This is a genomic window from Actinocorallia longicatena (genome assembly GCF_039534125.1).
Classification (GTDB): domain Bacteria; phylum Actinomycetota; class Actinomycetes; order Streptosporangiales; family Streptosporangiaceae; genus Actinocorallia; species Actinocorallia longicatena.
The window spans coordinates 176,023-191,338 of the sequence record NZ_BAAAUV010000005.1 but is presented as its reverse complement, the minus strand read 5'-3'; the positions used below and the strand labels follow the sequence as shown (position 1 = coordinate 191,338).

At 72.4% G+C, this 15,316-nt stretch carries 12 protein-coding genes; 3 read left to right on the top strand and 9 right to left on the bottom strand.

The window, feature by feature from the left end:
- Both ABD785_RS11720 and ABD785_RS11715 read left to right on the top strand, forming a co-directional pair.
- Entirely contained in the window at positions 1–3,885 is a 3,885-nt protein-coding gene (locus ABD785_RS11720) for an amino acid adenylation domain-containing protein (RefSeq protein WP_344826087.1), read from the top strand.
- Positions 3,882–4,103 (top strand): MbtH family protein, encoded by a 222-nt coding sequence (locus tag ABD785_RS11715; protein WP_344826084.1) that lies wholly within the window; start codon positions 3,882–3,884, stop codon positions 4,101–4,103. The genes ABD785_RS11720 and ABD785_RS11715 overlap by 4 nt, the downstream gene beginning before the upstream one ends.
- Here ABD785_RS11715 and ABD785_RS11710 read toward each other — a convergent pair.
- From ABD785_RS11710 to ABD785_RS11670, 9 genes are all read right to left on the bottom strand, one after another.
- Positions 4,081–5,019 (bottom strand): cyclase family protein, encoded by a 939-nt coding sequence (locus ABD785_RS11710; protein WP_344826081.1) that lies wholly within the window; start codon positions 5,017–5,019, stop codon positions 4,081–4,083. The genes ABD785_RS11715 and ABD785_RS11710 overlap by 23 nt on opposite strands.
- Before the next feature lie 90 nt (positions 5,020–5,109).
- Positions 5,110–5,823, bottom strand: a complete 714-nt coding sequence (locus ABD785_RS11705) for an ABC transporter ATP-binding protein (protein WP_344826078.1) — start codon at positions 5,821–5,823, stop codon at positions 5,110–5,112.
- Positions 5,823–7,649 (bottom strand): branched-chain amino acid ABC transporter ATP-binding protein/permease, encoded by a 1,827-nt coding sequence (locus tag ABD785_RS11700; RefSeq protein ID WP_344826075.1) that lies wholly within the window; start codon positions 7,647–7,649, stop codon positions 5,823–5,825. Before ABD785_RS11700 ends, ABD785_RS11705 begins: the two co-directional genes overlap by 1 nt.
- Positions 7,646–8,515 (bottom strand): branched-chain amino acid ABC transporter permease, encoded by an 870-nt coding sequence (locus ABD785_RS11695; RefSeq protein WP_344826072.1) that lies wholly within the window; start codon positions 8,513–8,515, stop codon positions 7,646–7,648. Before ABD785_RS11695 ends, ABD785_RS11700 begins: the two co-directional genes overlap by 4 nt.
- A 64-nt stretch (positions 8,516–8,579) precedes the next feature.
- Positions 8,580–9,719, bottom strand: coding sequence for an ABC transporter substrate-binding protein (locus tag ABD785_RS11690; protein WP_344826069.1), 1,140 nt, complete (start codon positions 9,717–9,719; stop codon positions 8,580–8,582).
- 46 nt (positions 9,720–9,765) lie between these two features.
- On the bottom strand, positions 9,766–10,140 hold the full coding sequence (locus ABD785_RS11685; RefSeq protein WP_344826066.1) for a cupin domain-containing protein: 375 nt from the start codon (positions 10,138–10,140) through the stop codon (positions 9,766–9,768).
- Positions 10,137–11,879 carry a thiamine pyrophosphate-binding protein gene (locus ABD785_RS11680; RefSeq protein ID WP_344826063.1) on the bottom strand — a complete coding sequence of 581 codons (1,743 nt, stop codon included), beginning with the start codon at positions 11,877–11,879 and terminating at the stop codon, positions 10,137–10,139. The genes ABD785_RS11685 and ABD785_RS11680 overlap by 4 nt, the downstream gene beginning before the upstream one ends.
- On the bottom strand, positions 11,876–12,856 hold the full coding sequence (locus ABD785_RS11675; RefSeq protein ID WP_344826060.1) for a zinc-dependent alcohol dehydrogenase: 981 nt from the start codon (positions 12,854–12,856) through the stop codon (positions 11,876–11,878). The genes ABD785_RS11680 and ABD785_RS11675 overlap by 4 nt, the downstream gene beginning before the upstream one ends.
- Complete coding sequence (locus ABD785_RS11670) at positions 12,856–14,334, bottom strand: aldehyde dehydrogenase family protein (RefSeq protein ID WP_344826057.1); 1,479 nt, start codon at positions 14,332–14,334, stop codon at positions 12,856–12,858. Before ABD785_RS11670 ends, ABD785_RS11675 begins: the two co-directional genes overlap by 1 nt.
- A gap of 199 nt (positions 14,335–14,533) precedes the next feature.
- On the opposite strand from ABD785_RS11670, the gene ABD785_RS11665 reads away from it, so the two are divergent.
- Entirely contained in the window at positions 14,534–15,295 is a 762-nt protein-coding gene (locus ABD785_RS11665) for an IclR family transcriptional regulator (protein WP_344826055.1), read from the top strand.
- The last annotated feature ends 21 nt before the right edge of the window (positions 15,296–15,316 follow it).

The following is a 15,316-nucleotide window of genomic DNA, read 5'->3' as shown; positions in this document are numbered from 1 at the left end:
ATGGCCACCAACCTGGAGGACGTGCTGCCGCTGGCCCCGCTCCAGCAGGGCCTGTACTTCCACGCCCTCTACGACGGCGCGGCGGACGTCTACTCCGCCCAGCTCGTCCTGGAACTGACGGGCCCCCTCGATCCGGCGCGGCTGCGGTCCGCGGTCGAGGCGGTGCTGCGCCGCCACGCCAACCTGCGGGTCTCCTTCCGCCAGCGCAGACAGGGCGACCCCGTGCAGGTCGTGCACCGGAAGGTCCGGGCGCCCTGGGAGGAGGTCGACCTCTCGGACGATCCCGAGGCGCTGCCGCGGCTGGTCGAGCGGGAGAAGGGGCACCGGTGGGACCTCACCAGGCCGCCGCTCCTCCGGTTCGTCCTGGCCAGGGTCGCGCCGGACGAGCACCAGCTGATCTGCACCCACCACCATCTCCTGCTGGACGGCTGGTCGACCCCGATCCTCAACACCGAGCTGTTCGCGTTCTACCTCAGTGCCGGCGACGACGCCGGGCTGCCGCCGCTCATTCCCTACAAGTCCTTTCTGGCCTGGGTCGCCGGACAGGACCGTGCGGCCGCCGTCGCCGCCTGGACCAGGGCGCTGGAGGGAGTGGAGGAGCCCACGCTCATCCGGCCGAGGGCGTCCGGGCCCGCCGTCCGGCCGGAGACCGCCGAGCTGCTGCTGGACGCGCGGACCACCGCCGCGCTCACCGCCCGCGCCCGTGCCGCGGGCGTCACCCTGAACACGGTCCTGCAGCTCGCCTGGGGGCTGGTCCTGGGATGCGAGACCGGCAGAACCGACGTGATCTTCGGCGGCGTGGTGTCGGGGCGCCCGCCCGAGCTGCCCGGGGTCGCCTCGATGGTGGGCCTGCTCATCAACACGCTGCCCGTCCGGGTCCGGGTGCGGCCGTCCGACACCCTCGGGGAGGCCCTGACGCGGCTCCAGGACGAGCAGGCCCGGCTGATGTCCCACCACCATCTCGCGATCTCCGAGATCCAGCGGCTCACCCCGGCGGGCGTCCTGTTCGACACGATCACGGTGCTGGAGAACTACCCCTACGACCCCGCCGCCGAGGCCACCGACCTCGACGGCCTCAAGGTCAGGGGCGCGGGCGGCCACGACGCCACCCACTACCCGGTCGCGCTGGCCGCCGTCCCGGGCGAGCGGCTGTCGCTGCGCCTGGGATACCGGCCCGACCTGTTCGACGCCGGGCAGGCACGGCGCCTGGTCCGGCGGCTGGAGCGGGCCTTCCGTACCATCGCCGACGATCCGGAGACGCCCGTCGCCCGGGTCGATCTGCTCGATCCCGGGGAGCGGGAACCGGTGGTCTCCGGCGGGGACACGGCCGTCCGGCTCCCCGGCGGCCAGAGCGTCGTCACCCGGTTCGCCGAGATCGCCGCCGCCCGTCCGGGGGAGGTCGCGATCAGGTCCGACGGCCGGTCGATCACCTATGCCGAGCTGGAGTCCAGGGCGAACCGGCTGGCCCACCGGCTGATCGGGCTGGGCGTCGGCCGGGAGAGCGCCGTCGCGATCCTCCAGGAGCGCGGGCCCGAGGTGCTCGTGTCGTCGCTGGCGGTCCTCAAGGCCGGTGGCTGCTGCGTCCCGCTCCACCACGGCCATCCCGCCGAGCGGATCGGGCGGATCCTCGACCGGACCGGCGCGGCGGTCCTGCTCACCGACCGGGCGATGAGCGGCCGCCGGCTCCGGCGTCCTGCGCATGTCGTGGTCGTCGACGCCGACCCGGCCCTGGCCGGGTTTCCCTCGGATCCGCCCGGCGTCGACGTGCACCCCTCCCAGCTCGCGCTCCAGCTCTTCACCTCGGGGTCGACGGGCGAGCCGAAGGCCGTGGGGCTGGTGCACGGCGAGGTCGTCCGGTTCGTCACCGACCCGAGGGTCTGCTCCGGTCCGGAACGCGTCCTGGTCTCCGCTCCGCACGCCTTCGACGCCTCCACCTTCGAGATGTTCGCCCCGCTGCTGAACGGCGGGGTCGCGGTGGTCGCCCCGCCCGGCGATCCCGACGTCACCGATCTGGCCCGGCTGCTCGCCGGGGAGCGGGTCGGCCTCGCCCTCATCACGACCCAGCTGTTCAACCTGATCGCGGCCGAGGATCTCGCCGCCCTGGCCCCGCTCGGGACCGTCCACACCGGTGGCGAGACCGCCTCACCGACGGCCGTGCGCGCGGTGCTGGCCGCCTGCCCGGGACTGAAGCTGCTCAACGCCTACGGGCCGACCGAGACCACCACCTACGCCACCCTGCATCCGGTGCGCGAGGGGGCCGGGGAGAGCGTCCCGCTGGGAACCCCGCTGGACGGCCGCCGTGCCCATGTGCTCGACGAGGCGCTGCGGCCCGTCCCGGCCGGTGTCACCGGCGAGCTGTACCTGTCGGGGAACGGCCTGGCGCGCGGGTACACGGGGCGTCCGGGGCTGACGGCGGAACGGTTCGTGGCCCATCCGTACGGGGCGCCCGGCGAGCGGATGTACCGGACGGGCGACCTCGTCCGCCGGACCGGGGACGGACTGCTGGAGTACGTGGCACGGGCCGATCACCAGGTGAAGATCCGCGGCTTCCGGATCGAGCCCGGCGAGATCGAGACGTGTCTCGACCTGCATCCCGGCGTCGCCCGCAGCGCGGTCATCGCCCGCGAGGACCGGCCGGGTGAGCGCAGGCTGGTCGCCTACGTCGTGCCGGTGCTGGGCCGGGAGACCGGCCGGGAGTTCGCGGCGGAGCTGCACGCGTTCGCCGCCGCGAGGCTGCCGTCGTACATGGTGCCGTCGGCGTCGGTGTTCCTGCCCGGGTTCCCGCTCACCCCCACCGGCAAGCTGGACCGCGGGGCGCTGCCCGCCCCCGGCGGCGGGCCGGCGGGCCGCGACCCCGAGGGGGCGGCGGAGGAGCGGCTCGCCGCGCTGTTCGCCCGGGCCCTCGGGCGGCCGTCGGTCCCGGCCGATGTCAGCTTCTTCCAGCTCGGCGGCGACTCCATCGCGGCGATGCGGCTGGCCGGGCTGGCCCGGCAGGACGGCCTCGAGCTGACCCCGCGGGCGATCTTCACCCACCAGACCGTGGCCGCGCTGGCGGCCGCGCCCACCGGGGCGGAGGCGGGCACGGGCGTGCTGCTGCCGATCCGCGCCGAGGGCGACCGGCCCCCGCTGTTCTGCCTGCATCCCGCGGGCGGCCTGGCCTGGCCCTACTTCGGTCTGCTCCCGCACCTCCCCGGGGGCCAGCCGGTCTACGGCCTCCAGGGACGCGGGTTCGCCGACCCCGGTGAGCCGCTCCACACGTCGGTGGAGGACGCCGCCCGCGACCACGTCGCGCATCTGCGGAGCGTCCAGCCCCGCGGCCCCTACCATCTGGCGGGCTACTCCCTCGGCGGCCTGCTCGCCTACGAGGCGGCCCGTCAGCTGCGGGCGGCGGGCGAGGAGGTCGCCCTGCTGGTGCTGATCGACGCCTTCCACTCCCAGGACCTGGACGCCGCGCACCGGGAGATCGTCCCGGAACTGCTGGAGGCCGCGGGGATCTCCGAGGAGATCGCGGGCGACCCCGCCGCCACGGACGTCCCCCGGATCATGGCGGCGCTGCGCGACAGGGGCAGCGTCTTCGCGAGCCTCGACGACGACGGCCTCGTCGCCATGTACCGCAACTACGAGAACGGCCTCCGCATCGCGGACGCCTACACACCGGGCCCCGCCGACGGCGACATCGTGTTCTTCACGGCCCTGCGCGGCCGCGCCCCCGGCTCCCCGGCCGGCGCGGACGACTGGGGCCCGCTGATCGGCGGAACCGTCGAGAACCACGACCTGGACGTCGAGCACCGGCTCGTGATGGAGCCCGCGTCCCTCGCCGTGATCGCCGAAGTGATCGCGCGGAAGATCCGCCCCGAGCCGCACCCCCAGGAGAGGAAACCATGAACCCCTTCGACGACCCGCCCGGCCGCTTCCTCGTCCTGGTCAACGCCGAGGGCCAGTACTCCCTGTGGCCCGCGTTCGCCGACGTCCCCGCCGGCTGGACCGTCGCCCACCACGAGGACACCCGCGAGAACGCCCTCGCCTACGTCGAACGGACCTGGACCGGCCTGCACCCATCAGCCTGGCGGGATATCGCGGTCAGAACGTGGCGATCGGGTTGACCGGGCTGCCGGAGGTTCCGGCGAAGCGGACGGGGGCGACGGCGAGCTGGAAGTCCCACTGGCCGAGCTCGGCGGCCGTCGCGGCGCAGGCCTCCAGGTCGCAGTTGTCGAGCAGCCACAGGCCCATGGCGACGAGGCTCACAGCGTGGACCGGCATCAGCACGTCGTCGTACCCCGACGGCTGGACGTCCTGCGGGGTGTCGGCGCCGATCAGCGCGGCCTCCCGTTCGTGCAGCCACGGCAGGCAGGAGGCGTGCCACCCCGCCTGGGTGAACCCGCCGGAGGCACCGGCCTCGTGCCGGGCACGGCCATGGCCGGTGCGCAGGAGGACGGCGTCACCGGAGCGCACCCGTACCCCCTGGCGGCGCTCGGCCTCCTCCAGATCGCCGGGGTGCACGGCCTCCCCCGGTTCCAGCCACGGCACACCGCGGACGGCCGCGACGTCCAGCAGGACGCCCCGGGTGACGATCCCGTCGGCCGCCGCCGTGACGGCCGCCCACGCCGATCCCTTCTCGGGGTCGACCAGCGCGTGGGGCCGCCCGTTGTACATCAGGCCGTCCCAGAAGAGGTGACAGGGCGAGTCGAGGTGGGTGACGGTGTTGCCGTGGAAGGTCAGGCCGAGCCGCTCGGAGGAGAAGCCCCAGCGCCGGTCGTTGGCGAACACGGGCGACGGCATGTTCTCGGCGCCCGGCATGTCGGCGGCGCACGGGCAGCTCATCGTCGAGCGCTCCATCTCCCCCGGCACGGCCACCTCCCACGCGCACGACACGCTCCTGCCGTGGCGCACGGCCCGCGCCGCCGCCAGCCGCACCTCGTCGGTGACGTGGTTCAGCGTGCCGCGCTCGTCCTCCTCGCCCCACCTCCCCCAGTTCGACAGCGTCTCGAAGTACCCGAGCACGTCATCCTGCGTCGGCACGCGCCGCTCTGCCGCCATCTCGCATCGACCCCCTCTTCGGCATGGGACGCACCCCATCCTGCCCCACGGGGCCCGGCACCCTCGCCCGCCTCACAGGCCGAGGTAGATCTTGCGGACCCGGAGGTCCTTGCGGAGCTCCTCTGAGGTGCCCGTCATGGCGACCTCGCCGTTCTCCATCACCAGGCACTCGCTGGTGGCCTCGAAGGTCAGCTTCGCGTTCTGCTCGACGAGCAGGAGGCTGAGACCCTGGTCGCGGAGCTTCTGGAGGGCGGCGAGGATGTCGTCCACGAGCTTGGGCGACAGCCCCATCGAGGGTTCGTCCAGCAGGAGGAGGCGGGGCCCCGCCATCAGCGCGCGGCCGATGGAGAGCATCTGCTGCTGGCCGCCGGACAGGGCGCCGGCGAGCCGGTCGCTCATCTCCCCGAGCACCGGGAACAGCGCGTAGACCTCCTCGAGGCTCGCGCGGGTCTCGGCGTTCCACTTCCGGGCATAGGCGCCGAGCAGCAGGTTCTTCTCCACCGGCAGCCCGCCGAAGACATGACGTCCCTCGGGGACGTAGCCGATCCGGTGCCGGACCATGTTCCTGGCCGGCACCCCCGACATGTCCTTGCCGTCGAAGGTGACGGTGCCGGAGCTGCGCGGCACCAGGCCCATCAGGGCGCGCAGGGTGGAGCTCTTGCCCGCGCCGTTGGCGCCGATCACCCCGATCGACTGTCCCTCCGCGACGGTGAAGCTGATCGACTTCACCGCGCAGACGCCGCCGTAGTGCACCGACAGGTCCCTGACGGAGTACTCGCCGATCATCACTTCACCTCCGTGGGCAGGTCCAGCGGCGCGTCGGACATCGACTCGTCGCCGAGGTAGGCCTCGATGACGGCCGGGGTGGCCACCACCTCTGCGGGGGTGCCGTCGGCGATGACCCGGCCGCCGGACAGGACGGTCACCCGGGCGCACAGGGACATCACGAATCCCATGTTGTGCTCGATGACGATCACGGTGACGCCGCTGTCACGGATCGACCGCACGATCTCCGAGAGCTGGCGGACCTCCTCACCGTTGAGCCCGGCGGCGGGCTCGTCCAGCAGGAGCAGCCGGGGGGCGCAGGCCATCGCGCGGGCGATCTCGATGCGCCGCTGGATGCCGTAGGGCAGGGCGCCGGGCGTCGCGCCGGCGTAGTCGGCCAGGCCGAAGCGGTCCAGCAGGGCGTCGGCCCGGTGCCGGAGCTCGCGGTCGTAGCGCCAGACGCCGACCGGCCACAGCGCGTACCGCCAGATGAACCGGGTGCGGGTCCGGTCGAGGGCGACCAGGACGTTGTCGCGGACGGTCAGCGCGCCGAACAGCCGCAGGTTCTGGAACGTGCGCGCGATCCCCGCCTGGGAGAGCCGGTAGGGACGGGCGTCGGTGATCCGGCGGCCGTCCATGACGACCTGTCCCGCGGTCGCCTTGTACAGCCCGCTGATGACGTTGAACAGGGTCGTCTTGCCCGAGCCGTTCGGGCCGACCACCCCGTGGATGGCGCCGGCTTCCACGGTGAAGGCGACCTCGCTGAGCGCCTTGACCCCGCGGAAGTGCTTGCTGATCCCCACGACCTCGAGCCCCACGACCTCGGGCCCCGCGTGCTCGGCACCGTCCAGGGGCTCGTAGGGCCGGAACGGCCGCAGAACGGCCCGGTCGGCGGAGCGCCTGCGGTCGATCCGCTCGGCGACCCGGACGGGCACCCCGGCGAGGCCGGTCGGCGCGAACACGACCATGAGGACGACGACCAGTCCATAGCCGAGCTGGGCGTAGGTGGAGAAGTCGACCAGCCACTCGCGGATCAGCGACAGGCCGACCGCGCCGACGACGCACCCCCACAGGCTCTGCCGGCCGCCGACGATCACCATCGCCAGGAGCAGGAACATGTTGGCGATGCTGAAGCTCTCGGGCGCCACGTAGCGGATCAGCCCGGCGTAGAGCACGCCCGCGAGGCCGCCGTAGAGGCTGGCGAGCACGAACGCCGTCATCCGGAGGTTGGGGATCTCCGCGCCGATCGCGCCCGCGGCGAGCGGATCGTCCCGCATCGCCTTCATCCGGCGCCCGAGCGGGGTCCGCACGACGAACAGGCCGAAGCCGAGCGCCATCAGGAAGGCGACGATCTCCAGGTAGTAGTAGAGGTACTCGTCGCGCAGGTCGACGGCGCCGAGCGGGGGCACCGGGATGCCGGAGATCCCGTCGGCTCCCCCGGCCATCGGCGTGTTGATGATCCAGTTGAGGAAGGCCAGGGCCAGGCCGAGGGTCACGATCCCCAGGTAGTGAGACTGGACGCGCAGCGCGGGGAACCCGACCACGAGACCCGCGACGACCGCGGCGAGCATCGCCAGGACCGCCGAGACCCAGAACCCGAAGCCCGCCTGGGTGGTGAACAGCGCGGTGGCGTAGGCGCCGACGCCGAAGAAGGCGATCTGCGCCAGGTTGACCTGCCCGGCGATGCCCATGACCAGGCCGAGGCCCATGGCCAGGAGCGCGAAGATGATGGCGACGTCGACCACGTGGATGGCGTAGGAGCCGAGCCCGTAGGGCAGCGCGTACAGCAGGACGCCCGCGGCGGCCAGGGAGCCGAGCCGGAGCGTGCGCCGGGAGCGGAAGGTCATGCGCGGTTCACCGTTCTCTCTCCGAAGATCCCGGTCGGCCGGATCATGATGGCGGCGGTGAAGACCAGGAAGGTGACGAGGTCGGAGTAGCCCTCGAAGTGGCCGGCGGAGTAGGAGTCGAGGACGCCGATACCGAGGCCGCCGACGATGGCGCCGGGGATGCTGCCGAAGCCGCCGAGGATCGCGGCGGCGAACCCCTTGATGCCGAGGGAGCCGCCCATGGTCGGGCTGACGTACAGCAGCGGCCCGGCGAGCCCGCCGGCCAGCGCGGCCAGGCCCGCCCCGATGGAGAAGGCGATGGCGTTGCTGCGCCCGACGTGGATGCCGACCGCGGTCGCGGCCTCGTGGTCCATGGCGACGGCCTGCATGGCGGCACCGCGCTTGGTCCGCTGGAGGAACAGCACCAGGAGCACCATCGCGAGCGCGGTGACGCCGAGGACGACCAGATCGTAGGTGCGGATCCGGACGCCGAGGACGTCCAGCGGCGCCGTCTGGACGGGGTTCCGCACCGCCCGGCCGGTGGCGCCCCAGATCAGGGTGGCCAGGGCCTCCAGGACGATGCCGAAGCCGATCGTCCCGATGAGCATCAGGTCGAAGTCCTTGTTCTCCAGCGGCCGCAGCACCCGTTCGATGACGAGGCCGATGCCCGCGGTGATCACCAGCGCGATCACCATGGCCGGGACGAAGGGGAGCTTGACCGTCAGGTAGAAGGTGGAGGCCACGTACGCGCCGATCATCACGACGTTGCCGTGCGCGAAGTTGACCAGGCCCATCGTGCGGTAGACGAGCGAGAACCCCATCGCGACCAGTGCGTAGATCGCGCCGAGGCTGAGGCCGCCGACCAGGGTCTGCAGGAAGACTTGCATGGTTCTCCTCGGTACTGGAGCGGGCCGCCGGGGCAAGGTTCCGGCGGCCCGTCGCAGACGCTGGTCAGCCGACGGCCGTCAGGGCGCCGTCCTTGATGACCCCGATCTGCGTGGCGAAGATCCCGACGCCGGTCTGGTCGTAGGCGAAGTCGCCGAGCAGGCCCTTGTACTTCGTCGCGCGGATGGCGTCGGCCAGGTCCTTGCCGGTGGCGACGTTGGACGTCTTCAGCGCGGTGAGCACGATGTTGGTGCCGTCGTAGGCCTTGGCGCCGTGGAGTTCGGCGTCCTCGTTGTAGGCCGCCTTGTACGCGGCGGCGAACTTCTTCGCCGCGTCACCGGCCTCGTTGCTCAGATAGGGGGTGCTGACGATGGTGCCCTCGACGTTCGCCTTGCCGGCGGTCTCGGCGAAGACCGGGGTGCCCTGCGGGGCGGCCCCCGCGAACGGCACCTTGATGCCCAGGTCCCGCGCCTGCTTCACGATGAGGCCCGACTCGACCTCCTCGGCGCCGAGGAAGATCAGCTCGGGCTTCTTGGAGCGGATGTCGGTGAGCGCGGCCGAGAAGTCCTTCTGGTCGGTCGTCACCACCTGGTCGGCGACCGGGGTGACGTTCCGCTTCTTCAGCGCCTCGAGGAAGGCGGTGTGCTCGCCCTTGCCGTAGGACCCGTTGTTGGTGATCACCGCGATCTTCTTGATGCCCTTGTCGTCGACGATGTGCTTGGCGAGCGTCTCGTCGTAGGTGGTGCTGGTCGGGCCGTTGAGGAAGAGGAATCCGGTGCCCAGGGCGGGCATCGCGGGCGACTGGCCCGAGGTGATGTTCGGGATCTCGGCGTCCTTGAGGCTGGGCGCCATCGCGAGGGTGACGGCGCTCTCCGCCGTCCCGATCATCGCGATGTAGCCCTCACTGTCGATCTTGCGGGCGAGGTTCGTGCCGACGGTGGGGTCGCCCTGGTCGTCGAAGACGTCCAGCTTGATCTGGCGGCCGTTGATCCCGCCGTTCTTGTTCCACTCGTCCGCGGCGAGCTTGGCGCCCTTGTACTCCCAGGCGCCCAGCGAGCTGAGCTGGCCGCTCTGCGCGTTGACGACGGCGATCTTGATGGGGCCCGTGCCGGGGTCCTTCTTCTCGTCGGACCCGCCGGGCGAACCGCAGGCGGAGGCTGTGAGGACCGTGGCCAGCAGGGCGGCGACGGCGGACATTCTGGGCATTGCATCACCTTCAGGGGGGGGTGGTGGTGAAAGGGGGACGGGGAAATCAGGTGGCCGGGAGGGTGCCGTGCGGGCCGTAGACGAACACCAGCCAGAGCGGTTCGCGCCCCGTGTTCACGTGCTGGTGCCTGACGCCCTTGGGGATGTACATGAAGGTGTGCGGCCCGAAGGGCGTGCGCTCGCCCTCCTCGGTGACCACCTCCCCGCTCCCCTTCACGATGAAGTTGATCTCTTCCGACTCCGGATGATCGTGAAGCGAGCTCGCCTCGCCGGGTTCGAAGATCGTAAGACCGCCGGTCAGGAACTCCGCACCGCGCAGCCGCTCGTCGACGACCTTGTAGACCTTGCGGCGGTGACCCTCGTCGTCGAGACCGAGCCACAGCGGTCTCTCCACGGCGAACGGGTCGATGACGTGGATCATGGGATCCTCTCCTCGGGAAAGACACCCTGGTAGATGTCCTTGATGTTCCAGTGCCCGGGTGTGGGCACCGGTTCGTTGACCATCGGTACGTCCAGGACCGCCGGCCGTCGGTTCCGGATCGCGGCGGCGAGTGCCGGGAGGAGTTCCCCGGGGGCGCCGATCGTGTGCCCGTCGGCGCCGCAGGCCCGCCCGAAAGCGGCGAAGTCGGGGCTGTAGGGCTCCCCGCCGGGGGTGGTGAACTCGCAGCCGTACCCGGCTCCGTAGTGACCGGTCTGCAGATCCGCGATGGTCCCGTGGGCGCGGTTGTTCATCACCACGAAGATCACCGGAGCGCCGCGTTCGACGGCCATCGGGACGGCCGGGAGCTGGGCGCTCATCCCGCCGTCGCCGACCAGCGCGACGACGGTCCTGTCCGGCTGCGCGATCTGGACGCCGACGGCCGCGGCCGGGCCGAACCCCATCGTCGAGGCCCCGCCGGGGGTGATGAAGCGGCCCTCCTCCGGCAGCTCGTAGCACTGGGCGACGCCGTTCTTGTTCCAGCCGACGTCGGTGACGAGGACGGCGTCGGCGGGCAGCGCCGCACGCAGGTCGGCCAGGATCCGCTCCGGTCGCAGCGGGAACCGGTCGCTGGTGCCGCGTTCGCGGGAGCCGGCGAACAGCTCGGCCCGCGCGGAGCCGATCTCCTCGCGCAGCTCCGGCCGGTCCACCACCGGATGGGCGGCGACGGCCTCGGCGACGGCCTCCAGCGCGAGGCCGACGTCGGCGACGGCGCCGATCTCGACGGGGTGGTTGCGGCCGATCTCGGCGGCGTCGAGGTCGATCTGCAGCAGCGCCGTATGGGCGAAGTCCCAGGTGTGGGCCGGGTCCCAGGAGCTGGCGTCGGTCTCGGCGAACCGGGTGGCCAGGGCCAGGACGACGTCGGCGGTGCGGGTGCGGTCGTTGGTGGTCTTCAGGCCCCAGAAGCCCGGCATGCCGAGCAGCAGCGGGTGGGCGTCGGGGACGGTGCCCTTGGCCATCAGCGAGTGGACGATGGGAATGTCCAGGTGCTCGGCGATCGCCAGCAGCGCGGAGGCGCGTCCCCGCAGGCCACCGCCGACATAGAGCAGGGGGCGTTCGGCTCCCGCCAGCCGGGCGGCGATGCGCTCGGCGGTCTCGCGGGGCAGGGCGGGTGCGGCGGTGACGGCGGGCAGCGGGAACTCCACGGCCGGGATCCGGCGGGAGAACAGGTCCATCGGCACATTGATCAGGACCGCGCCGGGCCGTCCCGACGTCGCCGTCCAGAAGGCGCGCTCGGTGAACCGGGCCAGGTCCTCCGCCCGGTGGACGTGCCAGGCGCGCTTCACGAACGGCCGGTAGATGGCCGTCTGGTCGGCATCGGCGTGGAGGTTGACCTCCTGGTGCGGGTGGCGCCCGTAGTAGTAGGACGGCACGTCGCCGGAGATCGCGATCAGCGGCACCGAGTCGAGCGCCGCGGTGGCGACGCCGGTGACGGCGTTCATCATGCCGGGGCCGACGTGCAGGAGGACCACGCCGGGCCGGCCCGAAGCACGGGCGTAGCCGTCAGCGGCGTGCGCGGCGGCCTGCTCGTGCCGGGCGATGACGAACTCGACCGGGCTGCGTCCGAGAGCGTCCAGGAGGGCGATGTTGGTGTGGCCGCAGGTGCCGAAGACGTACTCGACGCCGTAGGACTCCAGCTGCGAGACCAGCAGTTCGGCGGCGGTGGGATGCGATGGGGTCATGCGGGCTTCTCCTCGAGGCTGATCCAGGTCTTGCCGGGGTTGCCGGCGGACTCGGCGAAGGCGCGGGAGGCGTCCTCGAGGCCGTACCTGGCCCGCAGGACGCGGCCGGGGCGCAGGCCGGAGCCCGTCATCGCGGCGATGGTGCGGGCGAAGCCCTGCGGATGGTCGTAGATGAGGCAACCGCGGATGGTGAGGCGGCGCTGCACGATGCGGAAGGTCGAGACCGTCGCGGGGGTCCTGCTCTGCCCCACGACGACGATGATCCCGCCGTGGGAGGCGCGGTCGACGGCCTGCTCGAAGGCGCTCACCGCGCCGGAGGTCTCGATGATGACGGGGTGGTCGCCGCCGTCGTCGGGACGGGCGCCGAGGTCGAGGGCCAGCGCGAGCCGTCCCGGGTGCGGGTCGATGACATGGACGTCCGCCCCGGCCTGCCGTGCGGCGAGGCAGACGAACTGGCCCTGCGATCCGGCGCCGAGCACCAGGCACCGGCCGCCCGGCCGGATCCCGGCGAGGCCGACGGCGTTGAAGGCGACGCTCAGCGGCTCGACGCAGACGATGTCCTCGGCCGCCCAGCCCGACGGCACCGGCCAGGCGAACCCGGCGGGCACCGCGACCCGTTCGGCCAGCATCCCCGGTTCGGAGATCCCGACGATCCGCCGGTTCGGGCAGCCGGAGGTCGCCCCTGCGGAGCAGGCGTCGCAGGCGAAGCAGGGATAGTTCGGCTCGATGACCACGGTCTGGCCCTCGTGCCGGTCGGCGACGGCCGAGCCGACCCGGCTGATCACCCCGTAGGCCTCGTGGCCGAGCACCCACGGGAGTTCGGGCACGGCCCGGTGCCCGGCCACGACCGAGGCGTCCGATCCGCACAGCCCGACCCCGCGGACGTCGACGAGCACTTCCGAGGGCCGCAGCAGCGGTTCCGGCCAGTTCTCGTCGACCTCGATCCGCCCGGGGGCGCGCAGGGTGACCGCCCGCATCAGTTCTCGCCCCAGATCGAGGTGCCGCGCAGCATGAGGGTCTTGACGTGCGTGAAGTCCCCGATCATGCAGCGCGGCGACTCGCGTCCGAATCCGGAGTCCTTGACACCCCCGAAGGGGATGTGGTCGAGCCGGAAGTTCGACGACCCGTTGACGATCACGCCGCCGACCTGGAGGTCCCGCCAGGCGGTGATGATCCTTTCCAGGTCCCGGGTGAACAGGCCCGCCTGGAGCCCGTAGCGGCCGGAGTTGCAGGTCTCGATCACCTCGGCGAAGCCGCGGTAGGGCAGCACCGCCACCAGCGCGCCGAAGACCTCCTCGGTGACGACCAGGGCCGCCGGATCGGGGTCGGCGACGATCGTGGGCGCCGCGGTGGCGCCCTCCCGGGTGCCGCCGATCAGGATCCGTGCCCCGTCCGCGGCGGCCTTGGCGCTCCAGTCGACGACCCTCTCCGCGGCGTTCTCGTCGACCATGGCGCCGACGTCGGTCGCGGGATCCAGCGGATCCCCCACCCTGAGGGCGGCCACCCGGTCGCGGAAGAGCGCGAGGAACTCCTCGAACCGCGTCTCCTGGACGTAGACCCGCTGCACCGAGACGCAGCTCTGCCCCGAGTTGCTGTATCCGGTGCGGGCGCACACCTCGGCGGCGGCCTCGAGGTCGGCGTCCTCGCAGACGATCGTGGCGGCGTTGCCGCCCAGCTCCAGGACCAGCCGCTTGGCGCCGGCCGCCCGGGCCACCGCCGCGCCGGTCTCCGGGCTTCCGGTGAAGCTGATCACCGCCACCTCGGGCGCGCCGCACAGCGCGGCCCCGACCTCTCCGCCACCGTGCAGCAGCTGCACCGCGCCGAGGGGCATGCCCGCTTCGACCAGCAGCGCGACCAGGGCGGTCGAGATCGCGGGCGCCTGCGGCGGCGCCTTGACGATCGTGGTGTTGCCCGCCGCGAACGACGCGCCGAGCTTGTGGGCGAGCAGGTTGGCGGGCGCGTTGAACGGGGTGATGACCAGCGCGACGCCGACCGGCGCCCGGAAGGTCAGCGCGGTGGTCCCCGCTCCCCTGGCCCATCCGGCGACGGGCAGGTTCTCCCCGCCGATCCGCCGGGCCTCCGCGGCGCACACGGCGAAGGTGTCGGCCACCCGGTCGAGCTCTCCCCGGCCGTCCTTGACCGGCTTGCCCAGCTCCAGGGCGAGCAGCCGGGCGAGGTCGTCGCGGTGCCGGGCGACCGCGACGGCCGCCCGCTCCAGCACGTCCGCCCTCGATGCGGGGGACATGCGGGCGACGCCGGCGGCGTTCTCCCGGGCGAAGGCGCGGACGGCCACGACGTCCCCCGCCGTCGCCCGGGGCGCGGACGAGACGACCCGGGCCGAAAACGGTCCGATCCGTTCGTTCTGCGGACCCGAGCCGACCCACGCTCCGGCCACCAGCGCGGCCGCCTCCACCCTTTCCGCCGCGGCGGACATTCCCAGGATCTTCTCGAGCATCAACCCTCCCAGCACCGCAGGACCACACCGTCGAGGCCGTCTGAGACCCTGAACCCATAATGTACGAACTGGTGAGTTAGTTCTAGTTTCCTCTTCGGCGGGAGGGAAGGGCCCTCCGGCAACGGTTTGGCATCGGCCCGTACGGACCGCTCAGCGGATCTGCTGGCCCGCTGTGCGGACCTTGTGTAACGTACGGTCGGTGAGCACTGAGAACGACGGCGGCGTGCGCAGCGTCCAGCGGGCGCTGGACATCCTCACGCTGCTGACCGAGGACCGTCCCGTGGTGTCGATCCGGGACGTCACCGAGGCGACCGGGCTGGCGAAGACCACCGTGATCCGGCTGGTGCAGACCCTGGAGCAGAACGGCCTGCTGTGGGGGACCCGGAGCGGGTACATGGCGGGCCCGGGCCTGTGGCGCTGGACCCATCTGGCGCGCAGCAGCTGGGAGCTTCCCCCCGAGACCCGCCGGCAGATGCGCGACCTCGGCTCCCGGCAGCGCGAGACCGTCAACCTCTACATGCGGCGCGACGTCTTCCGCGTCTGCGTGGCCCAGCAGGAGAGCCCGCAGCCGCTGCGGCACGTCGTCCATGTGGGCGACGAGCTGCCGCTGTGGTCGGGAGCCTCCTCCAAGGTCCTGCTCCGCGACGCCTCCGAGGCGCTCCTGACCAGGATCGCCAGGACCTCCCCCTACGGTGAGGGCCACGTCAAGCGGCTGCGGGAGTGGATCGGCGAGGCCGCGCACGACGGCTGGGCGGTCAGCCACGGCGAACGCGAGGAGGGCCTGTCCGCCGTCGCGGTGCCCGTCATCGGGCGCTCCGGCGCGGTCGTCGCGGCGCTCTCGCTCAGCGGACCCACCGTCCGCTTCGGGGACGAGGCCGTCGCCAGGTTCGCCGCCGACCTCGGGGACGTGGGCCGGCAGATCTCCGAGCGCGGCTTCGACCACCCGCTCAGCACCGGCTAGCGGACGTCCCGGTACCCCTCG

Coding starts and splice junctions, on each gene's coding strand:
- ABD785_RS11720 (WP_344826087.1), top strand. CDS start 1: ATGGCCACCAACCTGGAGGACGTGCTGCCGCTGGCCCCGCTCCAGCAG.
- ABD785_RS11715 (WP_344826084.1), top strand. CDS start 3,882: ATGAACCCCTTCGACGACCCGCCCGGCCGCTTCCTCGTCCTGGTCAAC.
- ABD785_RS11705 (WP_344826078.1), bottom strand. CDS start 5,823: ATGATCGGCGAGTACTCCGTCAGGGACCTGTCGGTGCACTACGGCGGC.
- ABD785_RS11700 (WP_344826075.1), bottom strand. CDS start 7,649: ATGACCTTCCGCTCCCGGCGCACGCTCCGGCTCGGCTCCCTGGCCGCC.
- ABD785_RS11695 (WP_344826072.1), bottom strand. CDS start 8,515: ATGCAAGTCTTCCTGCAGACCCTGGTCGGCGGCCTCAGCCTCGGCGCG.
- ABD785_RS11690 (WP_344826069.1), bottom strand. CDS start 9,719: ATGCCCAGAATGTCCGCCGTCGCCGCCCTGCTGGCCACGGTCCTCACA.
- ABD785_RS11685 (WP_344826066.1), bottom strand. CDS start 10,140: ATGATCCACGTCATCGACCCGTTCGCCGTGGAGAGACCGCTGTGGCTC.
- ABD785_RS11680 (WP_344826063.1), bottom strand. CDS start 11,879: ATGACCCCATCGCATCCCACCGCCGCCGAACTGCTGGTCTCGCAGCTG.
- ABD785_RS11675 (WP_344826060.1), bottom strand. CDS start 12,856: ATGCGGGCGGTCACCCTGCGCGCCCCCGGGCGGATCGAGGTCGACGAG.
- ABD785_RS11670 (WP_344826057.1), bottom strand. CDS start 14,334: ATGCTCGAGAAGATCCTGGGAATGTCCGCCGCGGCGGAAAGGGTGGAG.